This window comes from Agrobacterium sp. H141, assembly GCF_057158725.1.
In genome coordinates this window covers 122,675-147,076 of record NZ_JBXENI010000002.1, presented here as the reverse complement: position 1 = coordinate 147,076, position 24,402 = coordinate 122,675, and the positions used below count along the sequence as shown (strand labels likewise).

Below are 24,402 nucleotides of genomic sequence, written 5' to 3'. Positions count from 1 at the left end.
TCTCCTTGAACTATGTCTTGATGGGCGGAGTGCCATGGGTGTGGAAGCTCTCGATGGTCTTCAGTCCCCAGGCCTGGCCCTTCTTGCGATCGGTTTCGCTCCAGCCAATCGGTTTCCAATCGGGGGCAAGGATCAGCCGCGCGCCTGCATTGGCGAGTTCCACGCGGTTGCCGGCCGGCTCCCAGACATACAGAAAGAAGGTGCCCTGGATGGCATGCTTGTGCGGTCCGGTTTCGATGTGAACACCGTTCTGCAGGAAAATGTCTGCAGCTCTCAGGATATCTTCACGCTGATCTGTTGCGTAGGTCACATGGTGGAATCGGCCATTGCCTCCACCATTTTCTTCCGTGCAAGCGAGATCGTAGCTCTTGTTGTTTACGGTGAACCAACAACCGCCCAGCCGGCCATTGTCCAGCTGAATATATTCGGTCACGCGCGACCCCAGGCAAACCTCCATGAAGCGCCGGAATTCGGCAACGTCAGCGCTCAAGAGGTTCAGGTGATCAAGACGACGCGGTGCAGCTCCCGTGAAGGCTGAAGCGGTATTTTTCAGGGCAGCCCGCTCCGACTCGTCTTGCGGCTGGTACCAATTGGTCTCATAGTAGAGCTCGAACACATGGCCGAAGGGGTCTTCAAAACGAAATGCTCTGCCGTGGCTCAGGTCGCCATCGTTCCAGCCCACGGCCTTGTATCCGGACGCTTGGATGATCGCCACCCGGCGATCCAGCGCCTCTGGCGACGCTGTGCGATAACCAATATGCCCTACGCCCGTGGTATCGGACTTGGTCAGTTTTAGAGTGGCATATTCGTAATCGTCCCATGCTCGCAGATAGGCACTGGTTTCATCCTGCCCCGACAGCTTGAGTCCATAGACACGCGTAAAGAAATCGAGACTTTCATCGAACTTGTCGGTGAACATTTCGATATGACCGAGATGTGCCACGTCAAATGATGGATTGGTCGGGGTGTTCATGTTTTTCTCCTCCCAACAGACGGAAATTGTTGACCACAACTCCCTTAAAGTTCGTCGACCGTTCGCGGAAAGACCGACTGGAAACCTTCGGCATACTGAGAGGCGCGTCCTCCCGCCTGACCACCTGAGTTACGGCGGAAATGGTTCCCGCGATTGGCCGCAACATTGGTGTAGTAGGTCCACAAGTGTTCCTGGCCTTGCATGCACTCGATTGCGGCTCTCTTCTTGTCCCACACTTCGGTGATATCGAGGAAGACATCCGGCTTCCAGCCCATCTGTTCCGTCTGATGCGGCTCAAAGAGATAAAGCTGCGGCGCGCCAAGCACTTTCTGGCCGGGATTGTGACCCCATGCCTGCGCGATCATGCGGCATTCGAGTACGAATTTCGTCGTGTTCATATGATCTGTATTGTAGGGATCCCACATGGAGTGGCTCATCATGAACGACGGCTGCACTGCGCGGATCAGATCGACCGTACGGTCGCGCGCATCGTTTCCCAGATCCAGAGGATAGTCACCCAAGTCAAAAAATTGAATATCATGAACGTCGAGCGCCTCGGCCGCCGCCTCGGCTTCCTTACGTCGCGCAGCTTTGACCTGCTCGAGCGTCATTCCTTCCTGTTTCCAGAGCTTTGCGCTTTCGCCACGCTCGCCGTAAGACAGACAGGCGACAGTAACCTCGTAGCCGTGCTTCTGATGCAACGCGATCGCGCCACCACAACGCCAGACGAAGTCCGCAGCATGAGCGCTCACAACCAAGGCAGTCTTTTTCTTGGACAAGGCAGTCTCTCCCTAACTGAATTCTTGCTGCCTTTTTTGAACAACCATTCATGAAATGCCATTCCAATAGTGTGCGTCCGCTATAAGGTTTTGTTACACTGCAATCCCTGCGACGGAGTTTCCGAGGATGGAAAAGTTCAATTTGCGTCATCTGCGCGCCTTCCGGCAGGTCGCGCGCTGCGGCGGCGTTTCTGCCGCTTCCGACAAGATATTCTTGTCTCAGCCTGCGATAACACAGGCATTGGCAAAGCTGGAAATATCCCTTGGTACGTCGTTGTTCGTGCGAAAAAGCACCGGCATGTTTCTGACTGAGGCTGGTACCATTTTCTATGGTCGCGTTGACCGCAGTCTGGAGATGCTGGCGGTTGGTGCCAAGCGTGGGGCACGCGCAGCCGTCAAAGGGCGGTCTGCCGGGTTCCAGAATTTCGATCAGCTTTTGACGACAGCGCAGCTTCGGTCGTTTCTGGCGCTTTGCGACGCTGGCAATTATTCCTGGGCCGCACGAAACCTGGGCATTTCGAGGCCATCCGTTCATCGCTCCATTAACGACATCGAACGTATCGCCGGTTTTACGATGTTCATCAAAACTGCGCAAGGATTCGAGTTGACACAGTCCGGTGAGGTGTTTCGCCGAAGTGTGATGTTGGCTTTCGAGGAATTGCGTCAGGGTCTCGAAGAAATCGATTTTCTGCTCGGCCAGGATACTGCCCGCATCGTTGTGGGCAGCTTGCCACTGGCCCGCAGCTTCATCTTGCCTCAAGTCATCAATGAAATAACGAAGCACCGGCCGGAGGTGAGCATTATTGTCCGCGATGGCTCCTACACAGATCTTTTGCATGCGTTGCGCTATGGTGAAATCGATATCCTGATTGGAGCTCTCCGTTCGCCAGTTCAGGTGGACGATGTCGAACAGGAAGCCCTTTTCACCGACAAGCTTGCAATCGCGGCACGGGCCGGACATCCTCTTGCCGGTAAAGAGAAGCTCGATGCAAAGACCCTTGCGCAATTTCCCTGGGTGACACCCTCCCCTACAATTCCCACACGCGAGCAATTCGACGCGTTGTTTGGCGCCGCTGATGTCAACGTGCCAACGCAGCTTGTCGAGACAAGTTCGCTGATTCTAATTCGCGGCCTTCTGGTTGGCAGTGATCGGCTGACGATCATATCGCGTCATCAGATTGCAAAAGAGCTGGAGGATGGCATCCTGGTCGAACTCGACGTTTCACTGGCCGGTTTCGAGCGAAAAATAGGAATAGCCAAGCGGCTCGACTGGGCCCCGACAAAAACCCAGAAACGTTTCGTCGAGATGTTGCATTCAGTTTGTTCTGATCTCCAGGCTAACGACCGTTCTGTCCGTTAATTGAATAGCTCTGACAAGCATTCAATTTCCACCCGCTTTTGGTGACTGCTATCCAGATGCAATCTTGGGGGACGCGGATCTCGCGGCGTGCGGTGCGATTTGGGATTAGCACCGGCATCAAGGCCCTATCGGAATGGTCCGCGAAAAGACCGACTGAGCGGGCTTCCCGGAGGAGCAGCGGAGGCGGGCTTGAAGGTGTGCCCTCCCCTCGCTGGAGGCAAACGACGTGCCGACGGCTTCGTGGCTTAAATGATGGTCGCCGAAGCCATGGTGATGTCATAAGGGTGATTCAGAGGAGGAAATAAGATGAAATTCGACAAACTGGCTGCGGCGTTTGCCGCATCAATTGTACTTGGGGCAACTGCCGCCTCTGCAACTGAACTGAAACTGGCAGATTTCCAGCCGCCGACCCATTTCGTAGTGAAAGACGTATATGATCCTTTCGCCGCGACAATCTCCGAAAAAACGGGCGGGGACGTGACGGTCAAGGTCTTTATGGGTGGAGAATTGGGTCCGGGACCAGCCGAGCAATACAGCCGCGCCCTTGATGGCGTCACTGACATCAGCTTCGGTCTCCCGGGCTACACTGCATCTAATTTTCCCGAAACGCTTCTGACCGAGCTGCCGGGTGTCATCTCTGCTGACACCGGCACCGAGAAGATGCTTGAAAACATGGACATGCTGTCCAATGAGTACAAGCGGGTCGTACTGCTTGGCATCTGGAACAACGCACCCAACCTGATCTTTACGGGCAGCAAGCCGATCCGCAGTCTTGAAGACCTGAAGGGTTTGAAAATCCGGGTGCCGTCGCGAAATGCGGGCCTTGTCGTAGAGGCTTGGGGCGGTTCTCCGGTCTCCATGCCAGCTCCCGATATTTACAATGCCATGCAGACTGGTGTGATCGATGGCGCAATGACTGACGCGACCACGCTTGGGGCCTTCAAACTGGCTGAAGTGACAAAATACATCACCATGGGAATGGACACCACGATTTCGAGCTTCTTCCTGGTGATGAACCGCGATAGCTTCGGTAGCCTGAGCGACGACCAGCAGAAGATCGTTCTCGACGCGGGCCGTGAAGCCGCATTGAATGGCAACAAGGCCTGGCTGGGTGTCGCTGACAAGGCCCTGTCGAATTTTGCGTCGACAGATGGCAAGGAGGTCATCACCCTTTCCGACGAAGAGGCAGCAAAGTTCAACGCCGCCTCCGCACCGGTGGTCGAAAAGGTCGTTGCCGATGCCGAAGCGCAGGGCATCGCTGCGAACGTCTTCGTCGCGGCTCTCAAAGGCGAGTAACACAGCGTGCGCGATTCCAAACATGAGCTGGCCCACTCGCCATTCCTGGAGTGGGCCCTTGGCCTCCTGACGATACTATCCGCCATCGCATTGGGGTTGCTTTTGATTACTGCCTTTTTCGGCGTAGTCATGCGTTACGTGTTCAACGCACCGATCCTGGGCAGTAATGAAATTATCCAGTTCGCATCGGTCGTGCTTGTGATGCTGGCCCTGCCAGGGGCTGCACATCGGGAAATGCATATTCGGGTCGACGTCCTGGATGGTGTGATAGGACCGATCGGTCGCTTCATCGGCGATATACTTGCGCGCGCCATTTCAATCTATCTCCTGACTGTCCTTTCCTGGCGAGCATGGGCCAAGATGCTGGACGCGATGGAGTTCGAAGACGCGACCAACATGCTCAGCCTCCCCTTCTGGCCGTTTTACGGATTGCTGGTCCTTGGATCAGTCCTTTACGCACTCGTGTTGCTAATTCAAGTCATTGATATTGTTCGCATGGGAGCCGCCCGCAGTGAGTGATTTTGGAATTGGTGTCGGCGGCCTTCTTGCCATGTTCGCTCTGATGGTTCTGCGTATGCCTGTCGGCATGGCGATGCTGGCCGTCGGTTACTTTGGCACCGTGGTGATCAGCGGAAGCCGTTCTGCCAATGCGCTGTTTGTCACAGAAACATTCTCATCGACGGCGAATTATAATCTGACCGTTATTCCCCTCTTCGTGCTGATGGGTAATATCGCATCAGTTGCAGGATTTTCGAGCCGTCTCTATGAAGCTGCTTTCGCCTGGGTGGGACGGCTGCGCGGCGGCCTGGCATCGGCCTCTATCGTCGGCTGCGCCGCTTTTGCGGCAGTCAGCGGCTCATCTGTGGCCACCGCCGTCACGATTGGCAAAGTGGCGCTGCCCGAGATGAAGCGCTTCGGATACTCCAATGCCTTGGCGACAGGAGCGGTTGCCGCTGGCGGCACACTTGGCTTTCTCATCCCGCCTTCGACAGGCTTTGTCCTCTATGCGATCTTGACCGAGGAAAGTATAGGCCAGCTTTTCATGGCCGGCATTTTGCCTGGCATTCTGTTGACTGCACTCTTCATCGGAACTGTCACACTGGTGACCCTGCGCGATCCCGATGCGGGCCCTCGGGGAGCCGCCGTCTCACTTGGTCAACGTATGACAGCACTCTATCGTGCCTTCCCGCTGCTGACCGTCATCATTGTCTCCATCGGCGGTATCTATCTCGGCGTTTTCACCCCTGTTGAAGCTGCCGGCGTCGGGGCTGGCCTCGTCATTATGATTGCGCTTGCCATGCGCAAACTCGGCTTGAGCGATCTGCTCGGCTCGGTGATGGAAACGGTCCGCACCACTGCAATGCTCTATCTGATCGTCATTGGCGCCAGCGTTCTCAATCCATTTCTTGCGCTCACCCATGTTCCAGAAACACTGGGCTCGATGATGACCTCAACCGGGCTTGGTGCCTATGGCGTGTTGCTCATGATCGTCATTGCATATCTGGTGCTCGGTATGTTCATGGACGGCCTGGCCATGCTTGTGGTCACGACCCCCATATTCTTCCCCATCATCACGGGTTTCGGTTTCGATCCGATCTGGTACGGGGTCATCGCCGTGATCGTCATAGAAATGGGCATGATCACTCCGCCGGTCGGCCTCAACGTGTTCGTGGTCAAAAGCGTGGCGGAAGATGTGCCGATGTCGACGATCTTCCGCGGCGTCCTGCCATTCTGGATTGCCATGGCTGTCTGTCTCTTGTTGATCGTGATCTTCCCGCAAATCGCCCTCTTCGTTCCACAGGCGATGTTCAACTGAGTTTGCTGTCTCTATGTTTCGCGTAGCGGCCGCTTTCCCCTCCCCCTCAACTCCCTCCAAACTCTCCCCCTGCCCCAGCTGCCTTTGCGGCCAACTCAATAAAGCGCTCATACTCGCGATCTGTAAGGTCTCGCAGAATCTCGCGTTGCAAACCTTCGACAACCGGTTGAACCTGCCTGAGCATGGCCGTGCCTTCCGGTGTCAGCGACAAGATGCGCGCACGCGCATCACGGTCATTGACCTTTCTCTTGATCAACCCCTTCTGCTCCAGCCTGTCGACGACTGCTCCGAGCGTCGCCCGGTCCTTGGCCACGGCGTCCGCTAGACGTGCCTGATCGACGCCCTGGCTCTGCTCCAGAGCGTCGAGGACGGCATATTGCACAGACGTCAAATCGAACCCCGCATTCTTCATGTTCTGCGTAAAAATCTGTGTTGAAATCTGATGCAGCCGACGGATCAGGTGTCCGGGCTTTCTTGAAACCAGGTTCATCGGTTCTCCTTCTTCGCCTTTGGCAAGTCGCGAACATTCGTCATGCCAGAGTCAACTGCCATTGCGCGGCAACAATAACGCAGAAATGATATCTGGGCATATTAATTGAATGGCTTTCGTCGCCGTAAATATAGTATGTAGACATATTATTTTGCATTGGGAGTTGGAGAATGCAGTACCATCAGAATGGTTTCCAGCCCGGAGACCCGACACTTTCGCCTGCAGCAGCAGGCCGCCCATTGAACGACCCTGATTTTTCTGAGCCGGTTGACGTGTTGATCGTGGGCAGCGGGCCCGCCGGCCTGACACTGGCAGCGATGCTTTCTGCCTATCCACATATCCGAACAAGAATTGTTGAGCGTAAGCCCGGGCCCATGGAAAAGGGACAGGCGGACGGCATCTCCTGCCGATCAATGGAGATGTTCGAAGCTTTCGGTTTTGCCGACAAGATCAAGCGGCAAGGTTACTGGGTTAACGAGACGACCTTCTGGAAGCCGGACGGTAAAAATCCGGATCATATCGTCCGAAACGGTCGCATTCAGGATGTCGAGGATGGTTTGTCCGAGATGCCGCATATGATCCTCAATCAGGCACGCGTGCATGATATGTATCTCGACATTATGCGGAAGTCGCCCTCCCGCCTGGAGCCCGATTATTCACTTCAGCTGAAAAATCTCACTGTCAGCACTGACGTCGCAGATTATCCTGCGACAGTGACGCTCGAGCGTGTCGATCCGGGACGTGAAGGACAAACGGTGACCGTGAAGGCCCGCTACGTAGTAGGTTGCGATGGTGCACGCAGTAACGTGCGCAAGTCGATCGGCCGCGAGCTTGTTGGCGATGCCGCAAATCAGGCTTGGGGCGTTATGGATGTTCTGACTGTTACTGATTTTCCGGACATCCGCTGCAAGACGCTGATCCAGTCTGCCAGCGAAGGCAATATCATCATCATCCCACGGGAGGGTGGCTTTCTGAACCGCTTTTATGTGGAGCTGGACAAGCTTAAATCCGACGAGCGCGTCGCAAACCGTAATATCACGCTTGATCAGCTGGTGGCAGCCGCACAGAGGATCTTCCGGCCTTATAGTCTCGACGTAAAAGATGTCGCCTGGTGGTCTGTCTATGAAATTGGTCAGCGCCTGACCGATAAATTCGATGACGTGCCACATGATCAGCTATCGTCGCGTGTTCCCCGTGTCTTCATCTGCGGCGATGCCTGCCATACGCACAGCCCCAAAGCGGGCCAAGGCATGAATGTATCGATGGGCGATGCCTTCAATCTGGGCTGGAAACTAGTTTCTGTTCTTGAGGGGCGTTGCCCGCAAGATATTCTCCACAGCTACTCGGCCGAGCGCCAGGCGGTGGCTCAGGATCTCATCAACTTCGATCGGGAGTGGTCGAGGATCATGAGCGAGCGCCCCGAAGCCGGTGATGGTGAAAATGGGGAGGCGCCGAAATTCCAGCGCTACTTCATTCAGCATGGCCGCTATACGGCCGGGATGTCGGTGACCTATGAACCATCACTGCTAACTGGTACTGACAAATGGCAATTTCTGGCGTCTGGCTTCGAAATCGGAAGCCGGTTTCACTCCGCGCCAGTAATGCGCCTTGCTGATGCGAAGGCTATGGAACTCGGCCATGTGGTAGAGGCCGATACGCGCTGGCGCCTCTTCACCTTTTGCCCGGATGAAAATCCGTCGGCGCCCGGATCCGCCATCACAAAATTATGCCAATACATGACGCAAGAGCCGGGTTCACCGCTTCGCCGCCACACCGATGCGGGCGCTGACCTCGATTCCGCTATCGATATCCGTGCGATCTTCCAGCAGGACCGGCACGACGTGACGCTTGAGGCCCTCCCCCACCTTTTGAAACCTCGGAAGGGAAAGCTTGGTCTCGTCGACTATGAAAAAATGTTCTGCTCGATAGAGGCCAAAGAACGCGACATCTTCGAGCTGCGGGGCATCGATCGGAAGGCTGGCAGCATCGTGATCGTGCGTCCGGATCAATATGTGGCACACATACTGCCCATCGACGCTTATGATGAACTGGCAAAATTCTTCGATGGCTTCATGCTGCCCGCGAAACACCCCATTGAGATGTAGTGGGCGCGTCGCGCCATGGAGTATGGTCTTGATTAGATGACGCGCTTGATCGAGTTGATCGATATCGATATCGATATCGATATCGATATCGATATCGATATCGAATTCGATGTGCTATGATCGGAGATGAGCGTCGGTGATCCACTAGCGCGCCGCCATCGCGTTCCCACGGGAGCGGTAGCCCACATTGTTTGCCTCCGTTCCCGCTTGCCTCTCATTGGATGCGCCGGCTGTCGGCAAAGGCCTGATGCTTCAAGAACCCCGTTCTCGATCATCCGGTTGGCTTGAGGATACCTGGCATGTCGATGAAGCCGCTGCTTCGAGCTGGCGTCAGAGGCATTGGCTGCGACACGCAGTTAATCGGGATGGTTTCGTATTGAAGCCGTTGCGTCGGCCGCAACGGACCGTCACAGACAAGCGGGATACTGCGGCGCAGGGCGGCGGGAGGTTGTGCGGGATGTTTGCCATCGCAGCGCAGGGTCCAATCAGGCGGGCCAACAATTCCCATCTGCCAGTCAGGCGGCGAGGGCGGATCATGCAACGATTGACCTCAACTGAGATATGCATAGCACATTATTTTTATCCACCTCCTTGGGTGGGCGGCGACTTATCCAGGGTGTTTCTAATCCTGCGCGCGCTCGGGGCCACAGACCAAGGCAATCGGGGGAGCCTGATTGAAGTTACGTGTAACATGCAGGTCACCAGTGCGAAAAGGTCGGGCGAACCGAATTTTGATCGCCATTATCCGACGCAATTGTGGTAGATGGCACGTCGGGGGCAAGAGAGCGTTGCGGGGCGAGTTCGGACAAGGCATCTGCGTCGATCGATAAACGGCCGGATCGACCATGCCGCACTGTGGTCAACTGACCACTGGAGTAAGCAGCTGTTTCTATTGAATTTTTCTCATGCTATCTTTTCGTCTGCGTTGCCGCTCGGGCTCCTGAGTGTTGGGACCTGCGAAACCTTTCCAGGCAGTGTCTGTACGCTAGCGATCCGGTGTGGCAATTGCCGGTGCCGTCCAATGGGGCTCAGCGGAAACAGGCGAGCCACCGAAGCATGGGCGGCGGGGTAATGGTTTGCCGAGTTAGTCCGCCCATGAATTGTGCTGGGCAGCGATCCTGTGTCTCACAGGCTGCATAGGAGGTGGGGGAAACAGCCACTGGTGCGAACGATTTCATGCCGATCACGACATCGGATTGCAAGCGCTGCCAGATGCCGCACGGGGCCTAGGTAAACCTCTCTTGCGGGTGCACTGGCACCATGACTGCGCAGCGAGCAAGGCGATGGCGTGTTGCCTGCCTCCTATCGACAAGCGAGACTTGAACTCGCTCCGTCAATCCAAGAGACGCGCCGCATGGCCGCTGCGTCTGTCTGCATTATTGTAATAACTCGAAGCCTGTTGCACCGAGCGATGTCGCGACTGTTCCATCGCTTCAGGTAGGGGAACGCCCCGATTGGATGCCTCAGTCAGATAGCCAGACCGCAGGCCATGTGCGGAATACTCTGCAGGATTCAGCCCCGCCTGGGCCGCCCGCTGTTTGACGATCGCATTGACCGCACTCGGTTCCAGCGCGCGCTTGGAAACATTGCCCCAGCGATCGACCTTTCGAAAGATGCTCCCCGACTCGATTTTGGCAACCGCAAGCCAGGCATTCAGCGCATCCACCGGTCGACCGGTCAGATAAACGATCTCGTCGTGTTCAGCGCCTGACGTTTTGGTGCGACCCAGATGGATGGAGAGAGAGGGGAGGGGAGGGCCGCCTTCGACGGGGATGGGGGGCTCGGCGGTGAGCTGTTCCCTGCGTAAACCGGCAATCTCGCTACGACGGCGACCGCCAGACGCAAACGCCACCATCAGGATTGCCCGGTCACGGATATCACGGAGGCTGTCTGTGCCGCAGGTGGCGAGCAGCCTGGACAGCACATCGCCTGTGATGGCCTTGTCACTCTTGCGTTTTCGTGGGCGGGGTGTCGCGCGGACAGCCAGTCGGATGGCAGACTTCAGGGCAGGGGAGGTGAAGGGCCCGGTGAGCCCGCGCCATTTCGTCAGCGTCGACCAGCTGGCGAGCCGCCGCCGCACCGTGTCGGGCGCATGCGGCCCCGACGAGCGAAGGAAACCTTGTTCGCGCAGGTTCTGCTCGACGGCGGCCGGCATGCCGTGCTGAGGATCAACCTCGCGCTGTTCGGGCTGCCAGAGATGGTGGGCAACGAATTTGAGGGCCAAGGCTTCGGGCGCTGGCCAGGGGAGGGAGGCGCCGGTTGCCGCCAGCGACCAGGCCTGTAGATAGGCAAGATCGGAGGTCAGCGCCCGAAGGGTGTTTTCGCCCATGCCCTCATTGACCAGATGGCGCAAGGTTTCGATGTCCTGGTCGGTCAGCAGTTCGGCCAGTTCGTCGCGACGGTCTATCGGCAGCACGCTGGCGATGGTGTCGAGTTCGTCGGCGCGGCGATCGACGGCGCTCTTGGAATTGTCTGATTTGGCCACAGTAATGCTCCGGATCAGCGGTTTTTGACGGCCGAGGGACCGTGGATTGACCGGATTTTTTCTGATTTGCGACTCGAAATCAATCACTTCCGATAAGGGTTACTTATCGATTGTTAGAGCGCCAACCTGCGATCATACCATGTGGCGAACTGGAATATTTAAATAGAGTTCTTATAAGAATTCATTAACCATGATTTCAATGACTTACGATCTCACGAAAATCAGTATGACAGCCCTGATGCGGCCGGCTTTTGACGCCGGTATCGCTCTCACGCGTTTGGACGAGCGCATCGCCCGTTCACCGGTCGGGCAAGGGTGGATCGAACGGTCCCAATTCACCGACGCCTGCGCCTCACTCTGGATCGACGGCGAACTCGTCCATCTCGAAGACCTGGTTCTCCACGACGCCACGAAGGATATTCGCACACCCACCCACGAGCTGACCATCGCCCGCGACGTGCTGCGCACCCGCCGGCGCATTGCCGCCCATCTCCCCGGCTGGGCGTTGTCGGCCGACGGCATTCGGACACTCCGAAAAAACGGGGAGATCACGTCGATTGACGCCGGCGAGGTAGAGGAGGGCGGCGGGACCCGGCGCGACGTCGCGATGGATCTGGTAGGGGAGGGAGAACACTCGGACGGCGGCGAAGATCTTCCCGGCGTCGACTTTGCTGCCATCGATGCCGTGCTCGCACGATCGGAGGCGGCGATCGCGAGCGCCACACGGCCCGACCGCGGCGGCGGGGCCGAAAGAGATCCGATGATCTACGATCTCGACTGGGACGAAGACGCGCGGCTGGACGAGTGGCGCGGCGTGTTGCGCCAGGTCCAAGAACTACCGGCGGTGCTGCAGGCGATCGTCGCCCTCGATGCATGGAACGAGCTTTCGGTGCTGCAGCACTCCCCCTGGCTCGGCCGGCTGTTTTCCGCCTCGGTCCTGCGCCAGGCGGGCATCACGTCAGGTGGTCATCTCTCTGCCATCAACTTTGGCCTCAAAACCATTCCCGTCGGTCGGCGCCGGCATCGCGATCGGGAAACTCGGCTGCTGGCCATCGCCCACGGCCTGGTCGCGGCCGCCGAGATCGGGCTGAAGGAGCACGATCGTCTGGCGCTGGCGCGAAAAATGATGGAGCGGAAGCTGGACGGACGCAGGACGTCGTCAAAACTGCCGGAGTTGATCGAGCTGGTAATGGCAAAGCCGCTTGTGTCGGCAAAAATGGTGGCGGAGACGCTGGAAATGACGCCGCAGGCGGCGCGGCGGATCGTGTTGGAACTGGGCTTGCGGGAGATGACGGGGAGGGGGAGGTTTCGGGCGTGGGGTGTGATTTGAAGCGATGTCTCTAGTGCGACCAAGGCGCTTAGAACGGATTTGCACGAATTACGAACGAGACATTTCAACGTGCTTAGCGACAAGCCGAATGAGTTGCGTCACCGAAACAATGGTTAGCAGCAGCATGAGGGCGAGGGTGAGCACGAACATTGCTTTGACGTCGTCAAACGCCCACTCGGCGTGATGGTGCCATATTTCAACGATGATCGCGGCGCCGCGCGGCGCCAGTATTGCGATTGAAGCTATGGCCGCAAGGGCAAGAGGCAAAGCCTTGCTCAATACAGCACTCACAATCTTCCCCCGCTGAGGTCCTCGATCGTCAGGGTCGGAAGCGGGCTTTAGATCAAGTGCAGCTGTTACTGCCGGGAGCCAGAGAGTGTAGAGAGCGGCAAGGACGGCGAGTACCAGGCTTGCCGCAGAGATGGCGTCAGACAAATGGTCGGAGGTGCTCATGGATAAAGATTCTGGAGTTCAATGAGGGCACCATTTGCCACTAGATATGTGTCAAACGTTCCGGGTTTACGCCTAATCGGGCTGCGCGGGGCATCGGCCGCAGACAGCTGAGCGTTGAGCATTTCGATCACCACAGCGTTTGGAAACCGTGCGACTCGCTCAGAGCCATCTTCACCTTCACAAGCTGCGATGAAACGGCGGGCCGCCGCCTCCATTGTATCTTTCAGACGCGCCCGATGTCGGGACAGCGTTGTGCGCAGAAGCGCTCGGCCTTGCAAGCTGGTCAGATTAAACAGACGGGCGATGCGCTCGTCTGTTGGAAAGCTCTCGGGAGGCAACGCACGTAGGATTGCCGCCAAACGACGCTCGCGCATATCTGACACCCCTGTAAGGGCCTGACCAGCGAACATTTCAACATACTCTCTTAGAGCGGCCGGCGCATACAGCTGGAGGATCTCTCCTACATCTCCTGGGACACAGCCCAGTGTGTCAGCAATAGTCGCAGCATGATCGTCGGACAGATGAAAATTAAAGTTTACGGGAATTTCCGGCATCGTTTATCCTTCCGGCCAATGGTATGGCACGAGTGCGCTATCTCCCCGCCACTCCCTGACGATAGAGTCCTCAAACCAATCGTCAGCGAGGTGCGCGTGATCGAGAACGATTACTTGGAAGTTCGGCTTGATCTCTTTGCAAGCATGGGCCATCAGCTTGAATAGGGCTTTGACGGCCGCCCTGTCAGCATCCTTCTCGATCTGCTCAAGACCACCTTCAGAAATGTCCGGCGGATAGTAGGCCTGTGTTGGCTGGTCGAAAATGAGGAAGGCAGGCACGGGGCGATCCCGCTCGCGCAGCCACCAGTGGATCGCGAGGTGGCTGAGGACGTGATAGCCGACCCAGTTTTCGCCACTTCCCATTCGATTGAGCGGGATCGGTCCATCGACAGTATTGGCCACCACCGTGAGCTTCTTGACATCTAAGCGCAGCGAGCTGCCGCTATGCTCCAGATCGAGTTGGCTTGAATAGTCGGTCATCTTCTGGCTGATGAAACTCAGAATCGTCTGCAGGCGGGATTCTATTTCGTCACTGTTGATGCGTGAGCGAACCGCGGCGATCAAACCTCTCACTTGTTCGATGTCCGCTGCAAGTTCGGCGTTATCTCGATCTGGCGCCATCGATTCAAGAAATTCTGCAAGTCGCCCCAGAAATCGGCCGCGCGAGACGATCAGGTCCTGGCGGGCTTTGGCGGCTTCATCATCGAGAACCGCGCGCTGCAGCTCCCTTTGAACCAGCCTCAAACTGTCGGTGGCTTGGCCGATCTTGCCTTCGAGATCTGCGATGTGCCGCTGAATATGGGGGTTGTCGCGATAGAGACCTTCCAGCTGAGTGCCGACCCGCCGCAAAGACTCCCGCACTTGGGTAACGCGGGGAATAGGGGACTCCAGATGAGAATCGCAGAAGGGGCATTGTTCCGGCGTTTCAATATCGTTCTTGAACAGCTCGATGCTCTTCAAGCGGGATCGCTGTTCGCTGACCTCCCGGGAATAATCGGTCTGATCGGAGAAGAAGGCGCGCGCGGCGCGAATGTCTTGATTGAGGTCTCCTAGTCGCTCCTGCAGCGTGCTTTGTTCACCGCGCAGGCGCGCGATCGTCTCGCCGAAATCGGAAGTCAGGTCAGGTTGATCGATAGCACTTTCTCCGGTCCTTGCCAGGAAGGCGAAAACACTGTCGTCCACAGCCTGATAGTCTTGGCGGATGAGTCCGACCTTCTTTCCTTCATTCAGGATCCTCGTCAACCGCGACCGGCTGACCTCGACTGCCTGCACATGCTTGGCCTGCTGAGCCTCCAGAAGACGCAACTTCTTTTGAAGTTCGTCCAACTCCGCGAAAAGCCTGAAATGATCTTCATCCACGGCCCCGAGAAAGTAGGGGAGGGTGTCCTTCATCGCTTGAGGCAAGAACTGCTCGTTCATCCGGTGGAAGAGCTGGTCTTGACTGGCGATGGTGTTCTGTTTCTGAAAGCAGAGGAAAAGCGCGTGCCCGATATCAGCTTCCAGTGGTGGGCGGGTGCCTGAAGTCGGTCGGTGCTCGTTCTCCTGGATCCCCGCAAATCGCGTCACGAATTCCTTGAGGCTTTCCCCGGTCGTATTTTTAGTGATCTCGTCGAGGGAGGGATAAGTGAGGTTTTTACCGCGGCGGAAAAACACCTTGGAGCCCGTGCCGGCGCCCGGACCTGGATTGTCCCGGGCGATGAACACCTCGTCCTCGCCCTTTGCAAGGTGCAGACCGAACCACGACACCTTCTTGCGGATCGTTCCCTCGGCAACATTGTAGCTGCTGCGACCAAGACAGTAGTCGACGATGTCAATGATCGCTGATTTGCCGGTCTTGGATTTGCCCGTGATGATGTTCAAGCCGCTTTCACGAAACGGCACGATTTGCTGTTCGCCGGAATGGCTATAAACGACGATTGCCTTGATGATGAAACTCATGGGCGGACTCCCAGAGCCGCCGCGACTGATGTTTCAGATCCAGATTTTGCAAGCCATCTACCCATGAACTTCGATCTATCTATGATTTCTTTGGTTTCTGCGGTGGTATCGTCCAAGAATGATTTGGGAAAGGTTGCTCGGCGTTCCCCGGGGCGGAGATTCCCCGCGTCATCGACAGTGATCGTTTTTGTCGCCAGTCCGAAGAGTATCGCCTCCTTCAGATAGGGCGTGAGATTCTGGGCTCTCGAGGCAAACCCAATGAGTAGATCCTCGTTTTCCTGCACCCAGGCATAAAGTGACGTGACGGTTGAATAGGGCAGCCGCTCCCGGCTGCTACGGTGCAGGGCAGTCGATAGCGCGAGGATCAGCAAAAAGAGCGATGCGCCTTCGCGGCCATCCTTGGTGAGGTCGCGCAAAAACTCGTGGGACAGCGCGCAGAGGAATGAAGGACCGAAAAGGTTCGCTTCTTCAGGCGGGCGTCGAGTCCAAGGATCAAGCCGCGCCATCATCAGCTCCAACCGTAAGATGATCAAGGAAGTTCGGATGCCAGCCCACCTTCACCCGATCCGCCAAGCCGTGGAACGATCCCGCGGTGATCCAGGTCTCGATCACATTGCGAAATTCGATCTGCTGCTGGCTTGCCCAATGGAAGACCTTGCGGCCCATCGCATTCTTTGAATCATCGTCGGCCGTTTGCGCCTCGCCGCATTCTTCCTCGAATTTGCGTTCCCAGGAATCCTGCAGTTTGGCTTCAAATCGAGTAACGTCGCCGTCGAGGAGGAGGTTTTCTCGCGCCCATTTCGATCGTTGGGTATTCGACCGGTAGAAATCTTGGATTCCGCGCTTTATCGCCCTGTCCGATAGCTGGATGAGGCGCATCTGTTTAACGTACGTTTCGTCTTCATCCTCGATTGAGTAGGGTCGCTCACCGAACTCGGCGGGATCGCTGACAGGAAGGCCGATTGGCCCATAAAGTGCCGCGAATTCCTGTGCTTTAATCGCGATGTGTTGGACCGGAATGTCCGAGGTCTCGACTCCGACGAGACGCTTCGCAACCGCCCCGAGCCACCAGCCTTCAAGCGACTGCGCGACCTTGTCTGCCGAGTTGGCCGACAGCATACGAAGCTCCCCTTCGACCTCATCGAAAACATTGTGCAGATCCGGCGCGCCATCCAATACGATAATAGAGGCGAGCAGCACGTCGACCTCTTCGTCGGTCAGCGCAAGGAAGTCGTTACGGCCGGGCTCCGATGTCTTGTTGGTCGATGCTCGGGCGGCAGCCCCAAGCCGCTCTTTTGCTGTTTTGCGACCCTCAGGTCCGCAGCTAGCACGCAGCATAGCCAGCGCCCCATCAGCAGGCGCCGTCGCAGTTGTGATCAGAAACCGTCGAGTATCGGCATTCGAGAAGGAGCCCACCTTCAGTTGCGAAATCCAAATCCTAAGGGTTTTCCAGATATCGACGCTATTATCGGTAACGTCCTTTGGGCCGATATGGTGCTTGGCCTGAACCACAAAGTGCGCCAGATCTTCCTCGTGAAAAGCAATATCGTCGAACTTTTCAATCGAGACATGGCAATTCGGTTTGACCTTCATTTCGCGTATCGCGAGAAGCAAGGCCAGTCTGCATTGATAGAGGTAGCCAGCAAGGGAACCGGATGCGTTGAACTGGTTGGCCTCTGACAAGCTTCTCTCCCCCTAAAGCGCTCTCGTACAAAGTAATTTGATTTCCGCAGAAAATGCCAGATCGAAATACAATCTCCGGGCGTTTAGGCGATTTATTTCAATATGTTTTCGCGAAAGCCATCATTACATGCTGCCGAATCCGCCGCTGTGTTAACTACCGGCCGCCACTGGGCCCCGATGAGAAATCGGCTTCCCACAACCTTCGCTCACACCCGGGGAGCCTTTGCCAGGTCCTGAGCGACGACTTGTGACCGAAAAACAGCGGCGCCCGGACTTACAATCTTCGGTCGAACACCGACACAGGCCTTTTAAGTCGATAGAGCGTCGTCGGCCGGCGAGCGCTTTCCGTTTGCCGCTTTTCGCCTTGTATTTCTTCAAGCAAATCGAGTTCACGGACTTTGCGGCGAAACGCGCTCTGGTCCAAACGCTCACCTAAGACTGTCTGGTAGATAGACAACAGCTCGGACATAGTGAAAACCTCCGGCAACAGCCGTGCAGGAATGGTTGAATACGCCCCTTTGCTCCGAAGGCGGTTGAGGGCTTCTTTGATGATATCATTGTGATCGAAGGGAAGCTGCCCTGGTGCTGTCGCGGGCTTGAGCGACAGTATCTCAGATGACTCAAGCTGGCCCTCGGGTAGCAGTGCAAAGTACGCGATCGACACTGACCAGTCGCGAGGATCGCGTGTGGCGGATGCGAATGTCTTTAACTGTTCAAAGAAGATCCCTTCGAGTCCGGACTTTGCGAGAAGTATTCGTCGAACCGCGGCCTCCGCGTCGGCATCTTCATCCGTGTGTATATAGCCACCTATTAGCGCATCCGCGTTCGCGAATGGCTCAGCAGAACGTCGCAGAAGCGCGACGCAAAGTTCCCCCTGCCTTGGTGTTAGCATAGCAATATCGATAGTCACGATCGGTCGGGGAAAATCCTTGCTTACCAAATATGCCTCCTAGCGAAACTCGACAACCTCTACTCTAGAGGCAAGCATCTTAAAATGCAAAGAGCAACTTGCAAAATGCAAATTAATGATTACATTCGTAGGGTGATTTGCTGCGAAGGGTAGCGTTTCGGGGTGTTAAAGGGGTCGTTTGCGGGAGGGGGCGGAATCCTACGCTAAGGTTTCGGCCAACGATATTCTCCGGTGAGATTGATGTGTTCCCAACCGAGCGGCGAGACATGGGCCAGTAGATCGGGTGATAACGGCTTTCCGGCTCGTTTCTGGTTGGCGACGACTTCGCCGAGCTTCATGGTGTTCCAGAAGATGATGATGGCGGCGAGCAGGTTCATGCCGGCAATACGGTAGTGCTGCCCTTCCGCCGAACGGTCGCGGATTTCGCCTCGCCGATGGAAGCTGATAGCCCGTTTCAGCGCGTGATGCGCTTCGCCTTTGTTGAGACCGATCTGGGCGCGGCGTTGCAGATCGGCATCCAGAATCCAGTCGATCATGAACAAGGTCCGCTCGACGCGGCCAACTTCCCGCAAGGCTGTGGCCAGTTCGTTTTGCCGCGGATAGGAGGCAAGTTTGCGCAGGATCTGGCTTGGCGCAACGCTTCCGGCTGCAATGGTGGCGGCGATACGCAGAATGTCAGGCCAATTGCGTTCGATCATGGCCTGGTTGATCTTGCCTCCGATTAAAGGGCGCAGATGCGCTGGTGCTGTCGATGGATTGAACGCATAGAGCCGTTTGGATGGCAGGTCCCGGATACGAGGAGCGAACCGGTAGCCGAGAATGGCGCATGCAGCAAAGACGTGATCGGTGAAGCCTCCCGTGTCAGCGAACTGCTCGCGGATATGACGGCCAGCATCATTCATGAGCAGGCCGTCAAGGATATAGGGGGCTTCGCTCGCTGTCGCGGGGATCATCTGGGTAGCGAACGGTGCGTATTGATCGGAGACGTGGGTGTAAGCCTTCACACCCGGCGTATTGCCGTATTTCGCGTTGACCAGGTTCATGGCTTCGCCTTGCTCTGTCGCTGCGAAGAATTGCCCGTCGCTCGATGCCGAGACACCCGCGCCCCAGAATTGCGCCATAGGTAACGCCACCTGCGCCTCGACCACCATGGCCAGCGCCCGATCGTAGGCCTCGCCCTCGACATGCCACCGCCCAATGCGGATCAATTCCCAGAAGGTGTGGGTATTAGTAGCATCTGCCATCTTCCGAAGGCCGAGATTGATCCCCTCCGCGAGGATGACGTTCATCAGTCCGATCCGATCGGCACAGGGTGCTCCCGTGCGCAGATGGGTGAAGGCCTCGCAGAAATCGGTTGCAGCATCCACCTCAAGCAGGATGTCGGTAATCCGCGTAGACGGGATCTGCTTGTAGAGATCGAGAACCATATTCTCGGCACCAGAGGGCGCGGCGGCTTCGAGCTTCTCGATATGAAGGACGCCGTTTTCGATGGAACCACCGGGAATTCTGCCCGCGCGAGCGGCGCGACCAAGCTCGCGCAACCGGACATCAAGGCGAGTTTGTCGGTCCGCCAACCATTCCTCCGGCCGCAATGGCACGGCGAGACGACCGCTTTCCGCCACAGCTTGCGCCGGCACGAGTGCGTGTTTCAGATCGCCATAGCGCCGGGATCTGGCCAGCCAGATATCTCCGGAGCGGAACGCGTCACGCAGATGGAACAGCACCGCAATCTCCCAGAGGCGAGCATCGCCAGCCGCCTGGGCACGAAGATGCCGATGCCATTTCGAGCTCGGCCGCAGAAAGGCTGTATGCGAGGCATTGTGCAAACCGGTGCTCAGGGCCGTTACCGCCTCCAGAAGCGGCAACGCGATTGGCGCAGCTCGTATATCGAGCAGGCGCAGCATTAGAGGAGTGTAACGGCGAAAGCGGTGATAGCCGTCCAGCACATGGTTGAGGGGATCGTCCGCCATGGTGGCGGTAAGCCTGGTTGCCATCGCGACAAGGGTTTTGAAGCCGTCCCAGCCTGATCCGCTCGCGATAACATCGTCCAGCGGCTGGCCATCATCCTGTGCATCGACCAAGGCTCCACCGATTTCGGCGAAAGATTTCAGGGTGTCGCGCACTGCGTTTGCTTCGTCGGCGATCTTCGCCTGGCAAATCCGTTCCGACGCCCGGTAGAGCCTGCCGACGATCCGGTCGTGGGTTTCGACCACGGCGTCGGCAAGCATTGCCTGCCATTCCGACGCGCAGACGGCCAGAATTGCAAGCCGCCTGTCCTCCGGAAGATCGCGCATGCCGTCAGCATAATATCGTTCGCCTTGCCGACGCAGACGTGTCACGCGATGGGCTGGGACACCGGCCAGCAAATCATCGGGAAGAACGACGCGTTGCAGATATTCTATCCGGTCGAGCAGCCGGTTGGCAGACGATGAGTTCGAGCCTGGCTCGAATTGCCGCAACCAGACGAACCGAGTTACGCGGTCGTTAACGGTATCTTCGAGCAACGCTAACAATGGCGTCCTAGTTTCTTGCGACAAGCGACTGGCAATTCTTGTCTCAATCTGTCGTTCAGCATCGACCAGAGCCATTGCGCAAAGCCGCTCGATCGTCGATGTCGCGGGAAGAACTGTGCGCGTGCGACGGCATTCGGTCACGAAGCGAATGGCTGTATCCTCGTTCGACACCGCCATCTCGGCTTCGCGGAACAACCATTCCTTCAGATCACGCGCACCACGTCCGGAGAAGGTGCGGAATCCATAGAGTGCCCGCAGTTCGGAAAGATGCTCGTGCCGCGTCTCCTCACGGGTAGCATATTCGACAAGATCGTCGGCATGGAGGCCGAGCTGCGCTCCGATAAAATCAATGACCTCTGCCGGTATCAGTTCACCCGGAGCCAACACCCGGCCGGGATAGCGGAGGACGCACAGTTGCAAGGCGAAGCCGAATCTGTTGTGAGCGCGCCGGCGTTGCCTGATGTGACCGAGATCCTCATCGCTAAGAGTATAGTGCTTCAGCAAATCCGCTTGCGAGGTCGGCAGGCGCAACAGCGCATCCCTTTGCCGAACCGTGAGAGTGACGCGACGCGGCATTTATGTTCCTTTTTCAAAATTTGATCATGTTTAAGATGCTTTGTTTATGAAGCTGGTTGAGATACAATTCTAGCCAGCAAAACATTCGCGTCCGATATACTGCCTCAAACCAACGTTTAAGAAACATGCTGATTGGATATGCCCGCGTCTCCAAGGCCGATGGCTCGCAGTCCCTCGACCTGCAACACGACGCCCTACGCGCTACCGGCGTCGACCAGGACAACATCTATGAGGATCGCGCCTCCGGCAGTCGTGATGATCGGCCTGGTCTGGCCGCATGCCTCAAATCCTTACGCGCTGGCGATGTGCTCTTGGTCTGGAAGCTCGATCGCCTCGGACGGTCGCTTGCCCATCTCGTCAACACGGTGAAGGATTTGTCAGAGCGCAAGATTGGACTGCGGGTACTGACCGGGAAGGGCGCTCAGATCGACACCACGACCGCATCTGGTCGCATGGTGTTCGGCATCTTTGCCACCCTGGCCGAGTTCGAACGGGACCTGATCCGCGAGCGCACCATGGCGGGGCTGGCCGCGGCAAGAGCACGAGGCAGGAAAGGTGGCCGAAAGTTCGCCCTCACCAAAGCGCAAGTGCGTCTCGCACAGGCCGCTATGGCACAACGCGACACACCCGTTTCTGATCTGTGCAAAGAACTTGGTATCGAGCGCGTCACCCTCTACCGATATGTCGGCCCCAAGGGCGAACTCAGAGATTATGGAAAGCGAGTTCTCGGCTTGATGTAAGAGCACAAGCTCTCCGCGCATGCATCCGCTTCAGTGCTACAGGGTAACAGAAATGAACGTCTCAAATTCCTTTCTCGGCTTTGCCGATCACCTTTCTGATGGCAAAACGCCAAGCGTGGTGATCTTCGGCGCAGGTCATGGCAGCACGTACCCCGGTAAAGATAGCAGTGGGTACGTTTTGGCTGCTAACGCCATACGCGCGGCCAGCCACGAAGATGCGCCGCTGATCGAGCATTGGGATTTCGATCTCGGCGGTCCGCTATTCGATGGCGGGCCAATCTCATGCATTGATGCTGGCGACATCCCTACAACCATGCAGGATAATGTCGGCAACAGGGCCGTAATTGAGGCGAAGACGCGTGAGATCCTCGCACTACGAGCCGTCCCAATCCTCCTGGGCGGGGATTGTTCTGTGACCTTTCCGTTTCTCGCCGCTTTTGCAGATGACGAGCCGATCTGGGTTCTCCAGATCGATGCCCACATCGATTGGCGCGACGAAGTGAATGGTGAACGCTATGGTTATTCCAGCCCAATGCGGCGGGCAAGCGAGATGCCGCATGTCGCCGGTATCGTCCAAGTCGGGCTACGTAGCGTCGGCAGCGCGCGCATAACTGACATCGAAGCGGCCCGCCGCTATGGCAGCCGTTTTGTCACCGCACGCGAGGTTCATAACCATGGTGTTGAAGCCGCTCTGCAACAAATTCCGGAGGATGCGCGTGTCGTCATCACCCTCGACTGTGACAGCATCGATCCCAGCATAATGCCGGGCGTGGCCGCGCGGACGCCGGGAGGCCTCACCTACACGCAGGTGATCGATCTGATCAGCGGTGTTACCAAGCGGGCACGTATTGTCGGGTTGGATCTTGTGGAGCTCTACCCACCAGCAGATATCGACGGAACCTCCGCTATGACCGCGGCGCGCATTATCGTCAATGCAATAGGTTCTATCGTTCGGCAGGTTAGCCTAAAAGCTTAGCGTAGGTTTTCGCCCTCTCCCGCAAACGACCCCAAATAGAGCCACACCGCGTGGGCAATAACTTCAGCGGGAAAACGATGGCGGCGGTAGAGCGGATCACGGTCGGTCATGCCCATTCATCGCAGACCGAATTCCAAGTCTGGTTAACTTTACGATGCCCCGAAGCCTTCAGCGTACGAGCCAGTCCGCGAGCGTCTGAAAATCGCTGTCCGCGGCCGTGTAGCCACTTACGTGGGCCACGCGCGCTTCACTTGGGCGGAAACCATATTGCTCCTTGAATTGCCGGTAGAATGAAGAAAGGTTGGTGAAGCCAAACCTGTAGGCCACAGAGCCTATATGTTCGTTTCCATCGACAGCGACCAATGCCTTGTAGCAGGCGGCCAAGCGCCGAGTTTTGATGTAATTGGCAACGCCGCCATATTGCTCGAAAAGATAATACAACCTCCGTCTGGAAATACGGAGTTCCGAACTGACGCGATCGGCTGACAGATGGGGTGATTGCAGATTGGAATTGATGAAGCGGCGCGCCAACTCGAGCTGCGTCCCGCCGATGGCCGAATCTGCCTCTTCCAGAGATCTTGCATCCTGGCGGATGACCGCTCTCAGTAGCGTGCCAAAGGCATCGTTGAGGCTCTTGCCCTCCGCAATGCTTAGCTTGTTGATCTGGTCGTCGACGGACACGATGAATGTGCTCAGGATCGATGCCATGGGACCTTCGAAGAGCTGAAACGATGCTCTGTCCAAATCCTGCGCAATGTCCCAGAAATCATCTCTCGCGAGGAAGATGTTGGTGTATTCGGTCTCGCCCATCTTGCCGGAATAGGCCTGGGCGGATGACAAAAGGGCAAGAGAGCCTGCTTTCGCCGTGACAGTCCTGTCACCCGCTGCCAAATCGACCTGCCCATTCCGCACCACGCTGAAAACGAAGTGATCCATCTCCCCGGTGCGCAGATGTCCATTCGTGCGGGAAAACTCGGCCGCCGCCTGCTTGTAGCGGTTGAACTGGATTTCACCCAGGTTAAACGCTTCAACGGTCCCGTTGAAACTCGTCTTGTCTTCAGACAGGGCATCGGATTCGATAAGTTGCGTGTGGAATTCTCGCCAAATCTCCAATTGGTGACGGCTATCCACGGCAGTGGTGGAAAACACCATTCTCGGTATCAGACTGGACTTTCCACCGGTCAACTGTGCGCTCAAGTTCTCTGTCCTTCGCCACGTCAAGCTTCAGGTGGCCAATTGGCCTGCATGCGTTCGCATGGGGTGCAGGCGGCGTCGTAACCGGATCTTGGTGCCCAATGCCAGCAATCTAGGGAAGGGCTGATTGCGATTGCACGCAGCGTCAACGAAATTGCACATTTTGCAAAAATTCCTTTCAATCCATGAAAACCTTTCTGCTGCATTTGGTCTCGGCGTCCGATCCAATGC

20 protein-coding genes and 2 pseudogenes are annotated in these 24,402 nt (G+C 56.8%); 9 read left to right on the top strand and 13 right to left on the bottom strand.

Annotation, left to right across the window (positions count from 1 at the left end; translation table 11 throughout):
- Positions 1–10: 10 nt before the first annotated feature.
- On the bottom strand, positions 11–973 hold the full coding sequence (locus ACWPM9_RS20885; protein ID WP_484757809.1) for a VOC family protein: 963 nt from the start codon (positions 971–973) through the stop codon (positions 11–13).
- Positions 974–1,017: 44 nt separating this feature from the next.
- The gene (locus tag ACWPM9_RS20880) at positions 1,018–1,752 is read right to left on the bottom strand and encodes a PIG-L deacetylase family protein (protein ID WP_484757808.1); all 735 of its coding nucleotides are present in this window, start codon (positions 1,750–1,752) and stop codon (positions 1,018–1,020) included.
- Between the two features lie 127 nt (positions 1,753–1,879).
- Here ACWPM9_RS20880 and ACWPM9_RS20875 point away from each other — a divergent pair.
- From ACWPM9_RS20875 to ACWPM9_RS20855, 5 genes and pseudogenes are all read left to right on the top strand, one after another.
- A pseudogene (locus ACWPM9_RS20875) lies at positions 1,880–2,059 on the top strand (LysR family transcriptional regulator); the annotation flags it as partial.
- Positions 2,060–2,188: 129 nt separating this feature from the next.
- Positions 2,189–3,112, top strand: coding sequence for a LysR family transcriptional regulator (locus ACWPM9_RS20870; protein WP_484757985.1), 924 nt, complete (start codon positions 2,189–2,191; stop codon positions 3,110–3,112).
- 306 nt (positions 3,113–3,418) lie between these two features.
- The gene (locus ACWPM9_RS20865; protein WP_484757807.1) at positions 3,419–4,408 is read left to right on the top strand and encodes a TRAP transporter substrate-binding protein; all 990 of its coding nucleotides are present in this window, start codon (positions 3,419–3,421) and stop codon (positions 4,406–4,408) included.
- A 6-nt stretch (positions 4,409–4,414) separates the two neighbouring features.
- Positions 4,415–4,927, top strand: a complete 513-nt coding sequence (locus ACWPM9_RS20860; protein ID WP_484757806.1) for a TRAP transporter small permease — start codon at positions 4,415–4,417, stop codon at positions 4,925–4,927.
- Positions 4,920–6,224, top strand: coding sequence for a TRAP transporter large permease (locus tag ACWPM9_RS20855; protein ID WP_484757805.1), 1,305 nt, complete (start codon positions 4,920–4,922; stop codon positions 6,222–6,224). Before ACWPM9_RS20860 ends, ACWPM9_RS20855 begins: the two co-directional genes overlap by 8 nt.
- 46 nt (positions 6,225–6,270) lie before the next feature.
- Here ACWPM9_RS20855 and ACWPM9_RS20850 read toward each other — a convergent pair whose 3' ends face one another.
- Entirely contained in the window at positions 6,271–6,714 is a 444-nt protein-coding gene (locus ACWPM9_RS20850; RefSeq protein ID WP_428189284.1) for a MarR family winged helix-turn-helix transcriptional regulator, read from the bottom strand.
- A gap of 170 nt (positions 6,715–6,884) precedes the next feature.
- Here ACWPM9_RS20850 and ACWPM9_RS20845 point away from each other — a divergent pair, with 170 nt between their 5' ends.
- Positions 6,885–8,819: an FAD-binding monooxygenase gene (locus tag ACWPM9_RS20845; protein ID WP_484757804.1), complete on the top strand. Its 1,935-nt coding sequence runs from the start codon at positions 6,885–6,887 to the stop codon at positions 8,817–8,819.
- A gap of 1,333 nt (positions 8,820–10,152) precedes the next feature.
- Here ACWPM9_RS20845 and ACWPM9_RS20840 read toward each other — a convergent pair.
- Positions 10,153–11,304, bottom strand: coding sequence for a site-specific integrase (locus tag ACWPM9_RS20840; RefSeq protein ID WP_484757803.1), 1,152 nt, complete (start codon positions 11,302–11,304; stop codon positions 10,153–10,155).
- Positions 11,305–11,494: 190 nt separating this feature from the next.
- On the opposite strand from ACWPM9_RS20840, the gene ACWPM9_RS20835 reads away from it, so the two are divergent.
- Positions 11,495–12,634, top strand: coding sequence for an RHE_PE00001 family protein (locus tag ACWPM9_RS20835; protein ID WP_484757802.1), 1,140 nt, complete (start codon positions 11,495–11,497; stop codon positions 12,632–12,634).
- Between the two features lie 48 nt (positions 12,635–12,682).
- On the opposite strand, the gene ACWPM9_RS20830 is transcribed toward ACWPM9_RS20835, so the two are convergent.
- The 7 genes from ACWPM9_RS20830 to ACWPM9_RS20800 form a co-directional block, all read right to left on the bottom strand.
- Entirely contained in the window at positions 12,683–13,087 is a 405-nt protein-coding gene (locus tag ACWPM9_RS20830; protein WP_484757801.1) for a hypothetical protein, read from the bottom strand.
- Complete coding sequence (locus ACWPM9_RS20825; protein ID WP_484757800.1) at positions 13,084–13,641, bottom strand: hypothetical protein; 558 nt, start codon at positions 13,639–13,641, stop codon at positions 13,084–13,086. The genes ACWPM9_RS20830 and ACWPM9_RS20825 overlap by 4 nt, the downstream gene beginning before the upstream one ends.
- A gap of 3 nt (positions 13,642–13,644) precedes the next feature.
- Positions 13,645–15,579 (bottom strand): DUF3732 domain-containing protein, encoded by a 1,935-nt coding sequence (locus ACWPM9_RS20820; protein WP_484757799.1) that lies wholly within the window; start codon positions 15,577–15,579, stop codon positions 13,645–13,647.
- Positions 15,576–16,088: a three component ABC system middle component gene (locus tag ACWPM9_RS20815; protein ID WP_162751762.1), complete on the bottom strand. Its 513-nt coding sequence runs from the start codon at positions 16,086–16,088 to the stop codon at positions 15,576–15,578. The genes ACWPM9_RS20820 and ACWPM9_RS20815 overlap by 4 nt, the downstream gene beginning before the upstream one ends.
- Entirely contained in the window at positions 16,072–17,262 is a 1,191-nt protein-coding gene (locus tag ACWPM9_RS20810; protein ID WP_484757798.1) for an ABC-three component system protein, read from the bottom strand. The genes ACWPM9_RS20815 and ACWPM9_RS20810 overlap by 17 nt, the downstream gene beginning before the upstream one ends.
- Before the next feature lie 274 nt (positions 17,263–17,536).
- On the bottom strand, positions 17,537–18,202 hold the full coding sequence (locus tag ACWPM9_RS20805; protein ID WP_484757797.1) for an NUDIX hydrolase: 666 nt from the start codon (positions 18,200–18,202) through the stop codon (positions 17,537–17,539).
- 173 nt (positions 18,203–18,375) lie between these two features.
- Positions 18,376–21,261, bottom strand: a complete 2,886-nt coding sequence (locus ACWPM9_RS20800) for a Tn3 family transposase (RefSeq protein WP_484757796.1) — start codon at positions 21,259–21,261, stop codon at positions 18,376–18,378.
- A gap of 125 nt (positions 21,262–21,386) precedes the next feature.
- Here ACWPM9_RS20800 and ACWPM9_RS20795 point away from each other — a divergent pair, with 125 nt between their 5' ends.
- Together ACWPM9_RS20795 and ACWPM9_RS20790 are read left to right on the top strand one after the other, a co-directional pair.
- Positions 21,387–22,001, top strand: a complete 615-nt coding sequence (locus tag ACWPM9_RS20795) for a recombinase family protein (protein WP_484757795.1) — start codon at positions 21,387–21,389, stop codon at positions 21,999–22,001.
- A 52-nt stretch (positions 22,002–22,053) separates the two neighbouring features.
- Positions 22,054–22,977 (top strand): agmatinase, encoded by a 924-nt coding sequence (locus ACWPM9_RS20790; protein WP_484757794.1) that lies wholly within the window; start codon positions 22,054–22,056, stop codon positions 22,975–22,977.
- A gap of 35 nt (positions 22,978–23,012) precedes the next feature.
- Here the strand turns inward: ACWPM9_RS20790 and ACWPM9_RS20785 are convergent.
- A pseudogene (locus ACWPM9_RS20785) lies at positions 23,013–23,087 on the bottom strand (IS6 family transposase); the annotation flags it as partial.
- Between the two features lie 58 nt (positions 23,088–23,145).
- Positions 23,146–24,174, bottom strand: coding sequence for a helix-turn-helix domain-containing protein (locus ACWPM9_RS20780; protein WP_484757793.1), 1,029 nt, complete (start codon positions 24,172–24,174; stop codon positions 23,146–23,148).
- Positions 24,175–24,402 lie beyond the last annotated feature (228 nt).

Excerpts from the sequence above, each read along its gene's own strand:
- ACWPM9_RS20825 (WP_484757800.1), bottom strand. The coding sequence starts at position 13,641 with ATGCCGGAAATTCCCGTAAACTTTAATTTTCATCTGTCCGACGATCAT.
- ACWPM9_RS20845 (WP_484757804.1), top strand. The coding sequence starts at position 6,885 with ATGCAGTACCATCAGAATGGTTTCCAGCCCGGAGACCCGACACTTTCG.
- ACWPM9_RS20835 (WP_484757802.1), top strand. The coding sequence starts at position 11,495 with ATGATTTCAATGACTTACGATCTCACGAAAATCAGTATGACAGCCCTG.
- ACWPM9_RS20830 (WP_484757801.1), bottom strand. The coding sequence starts at position 13,087 with ATGAGCACCTCCGACCATTTGTCTGACGCCATCTCTGCGGCAAGCCTG.
- ACWPM9_RS20790 (WP_484757794.1), top strand. The coding sequence starts at position 22,054 with ATGAACGTCTCAAATTCCTTTCTCGGCTTTGCCGATCACCTTTCTGAT.
- ACWPM9_RS20850 (WP_428189284.1), bottom strand. The coding sequence starts at position 6,714 with ATGAACCTGGTTTCAAGAAAGCCCGGACACCTGATCCGTCGGCTGCAT.
- ACWPM9_RS20815 (WP_162751762.1), bottom strand. The coding sequence starts at position 16,088 with ATGATGGCGCGGCTTGATCCTTGGACTCGACGCCCGCCTGAAGAAGCG.
- ACWPM9_RS20795 (WP_484757795.1), top strand. The coding sequence starts at position 21,387 with ATGCTGATTGGATATGCCCGCGTCTCCAAGGCCGATGGCTCGCAGTCC.
- ACWPM9_RS20885 (WP_484757809.1), bottom strand. The coding sequence starts at position 973 with ATGAACACCCCGACCAATCCATCATTTGACGTGGCACATCTCGGTCAT.
- ACWPM9_RS20820 (WP_484757799.1), bottom strand. The coding sequence starts at position 15,579 with ATGAGTTTCATCATCAAGGCAATCGTCGTTTATAGCCATTCCGGCGAA.
- ACWPM9_RS20800 (WP_484757796.1), bottom strand. The coding sequence starts at position 21,261 with ATGCCGCGTCGCGTCACTCTCACGGTTCGGCAAAGGGATGCGCTGTTG.
- ACWPM9_RS20865 (WP_484757807.1), top strand. The coding sequence starts at position 3,419 with ATGAAATTCGACAAACTGGCTGCGGCGTTTGCCGCATCAATTGTACTT.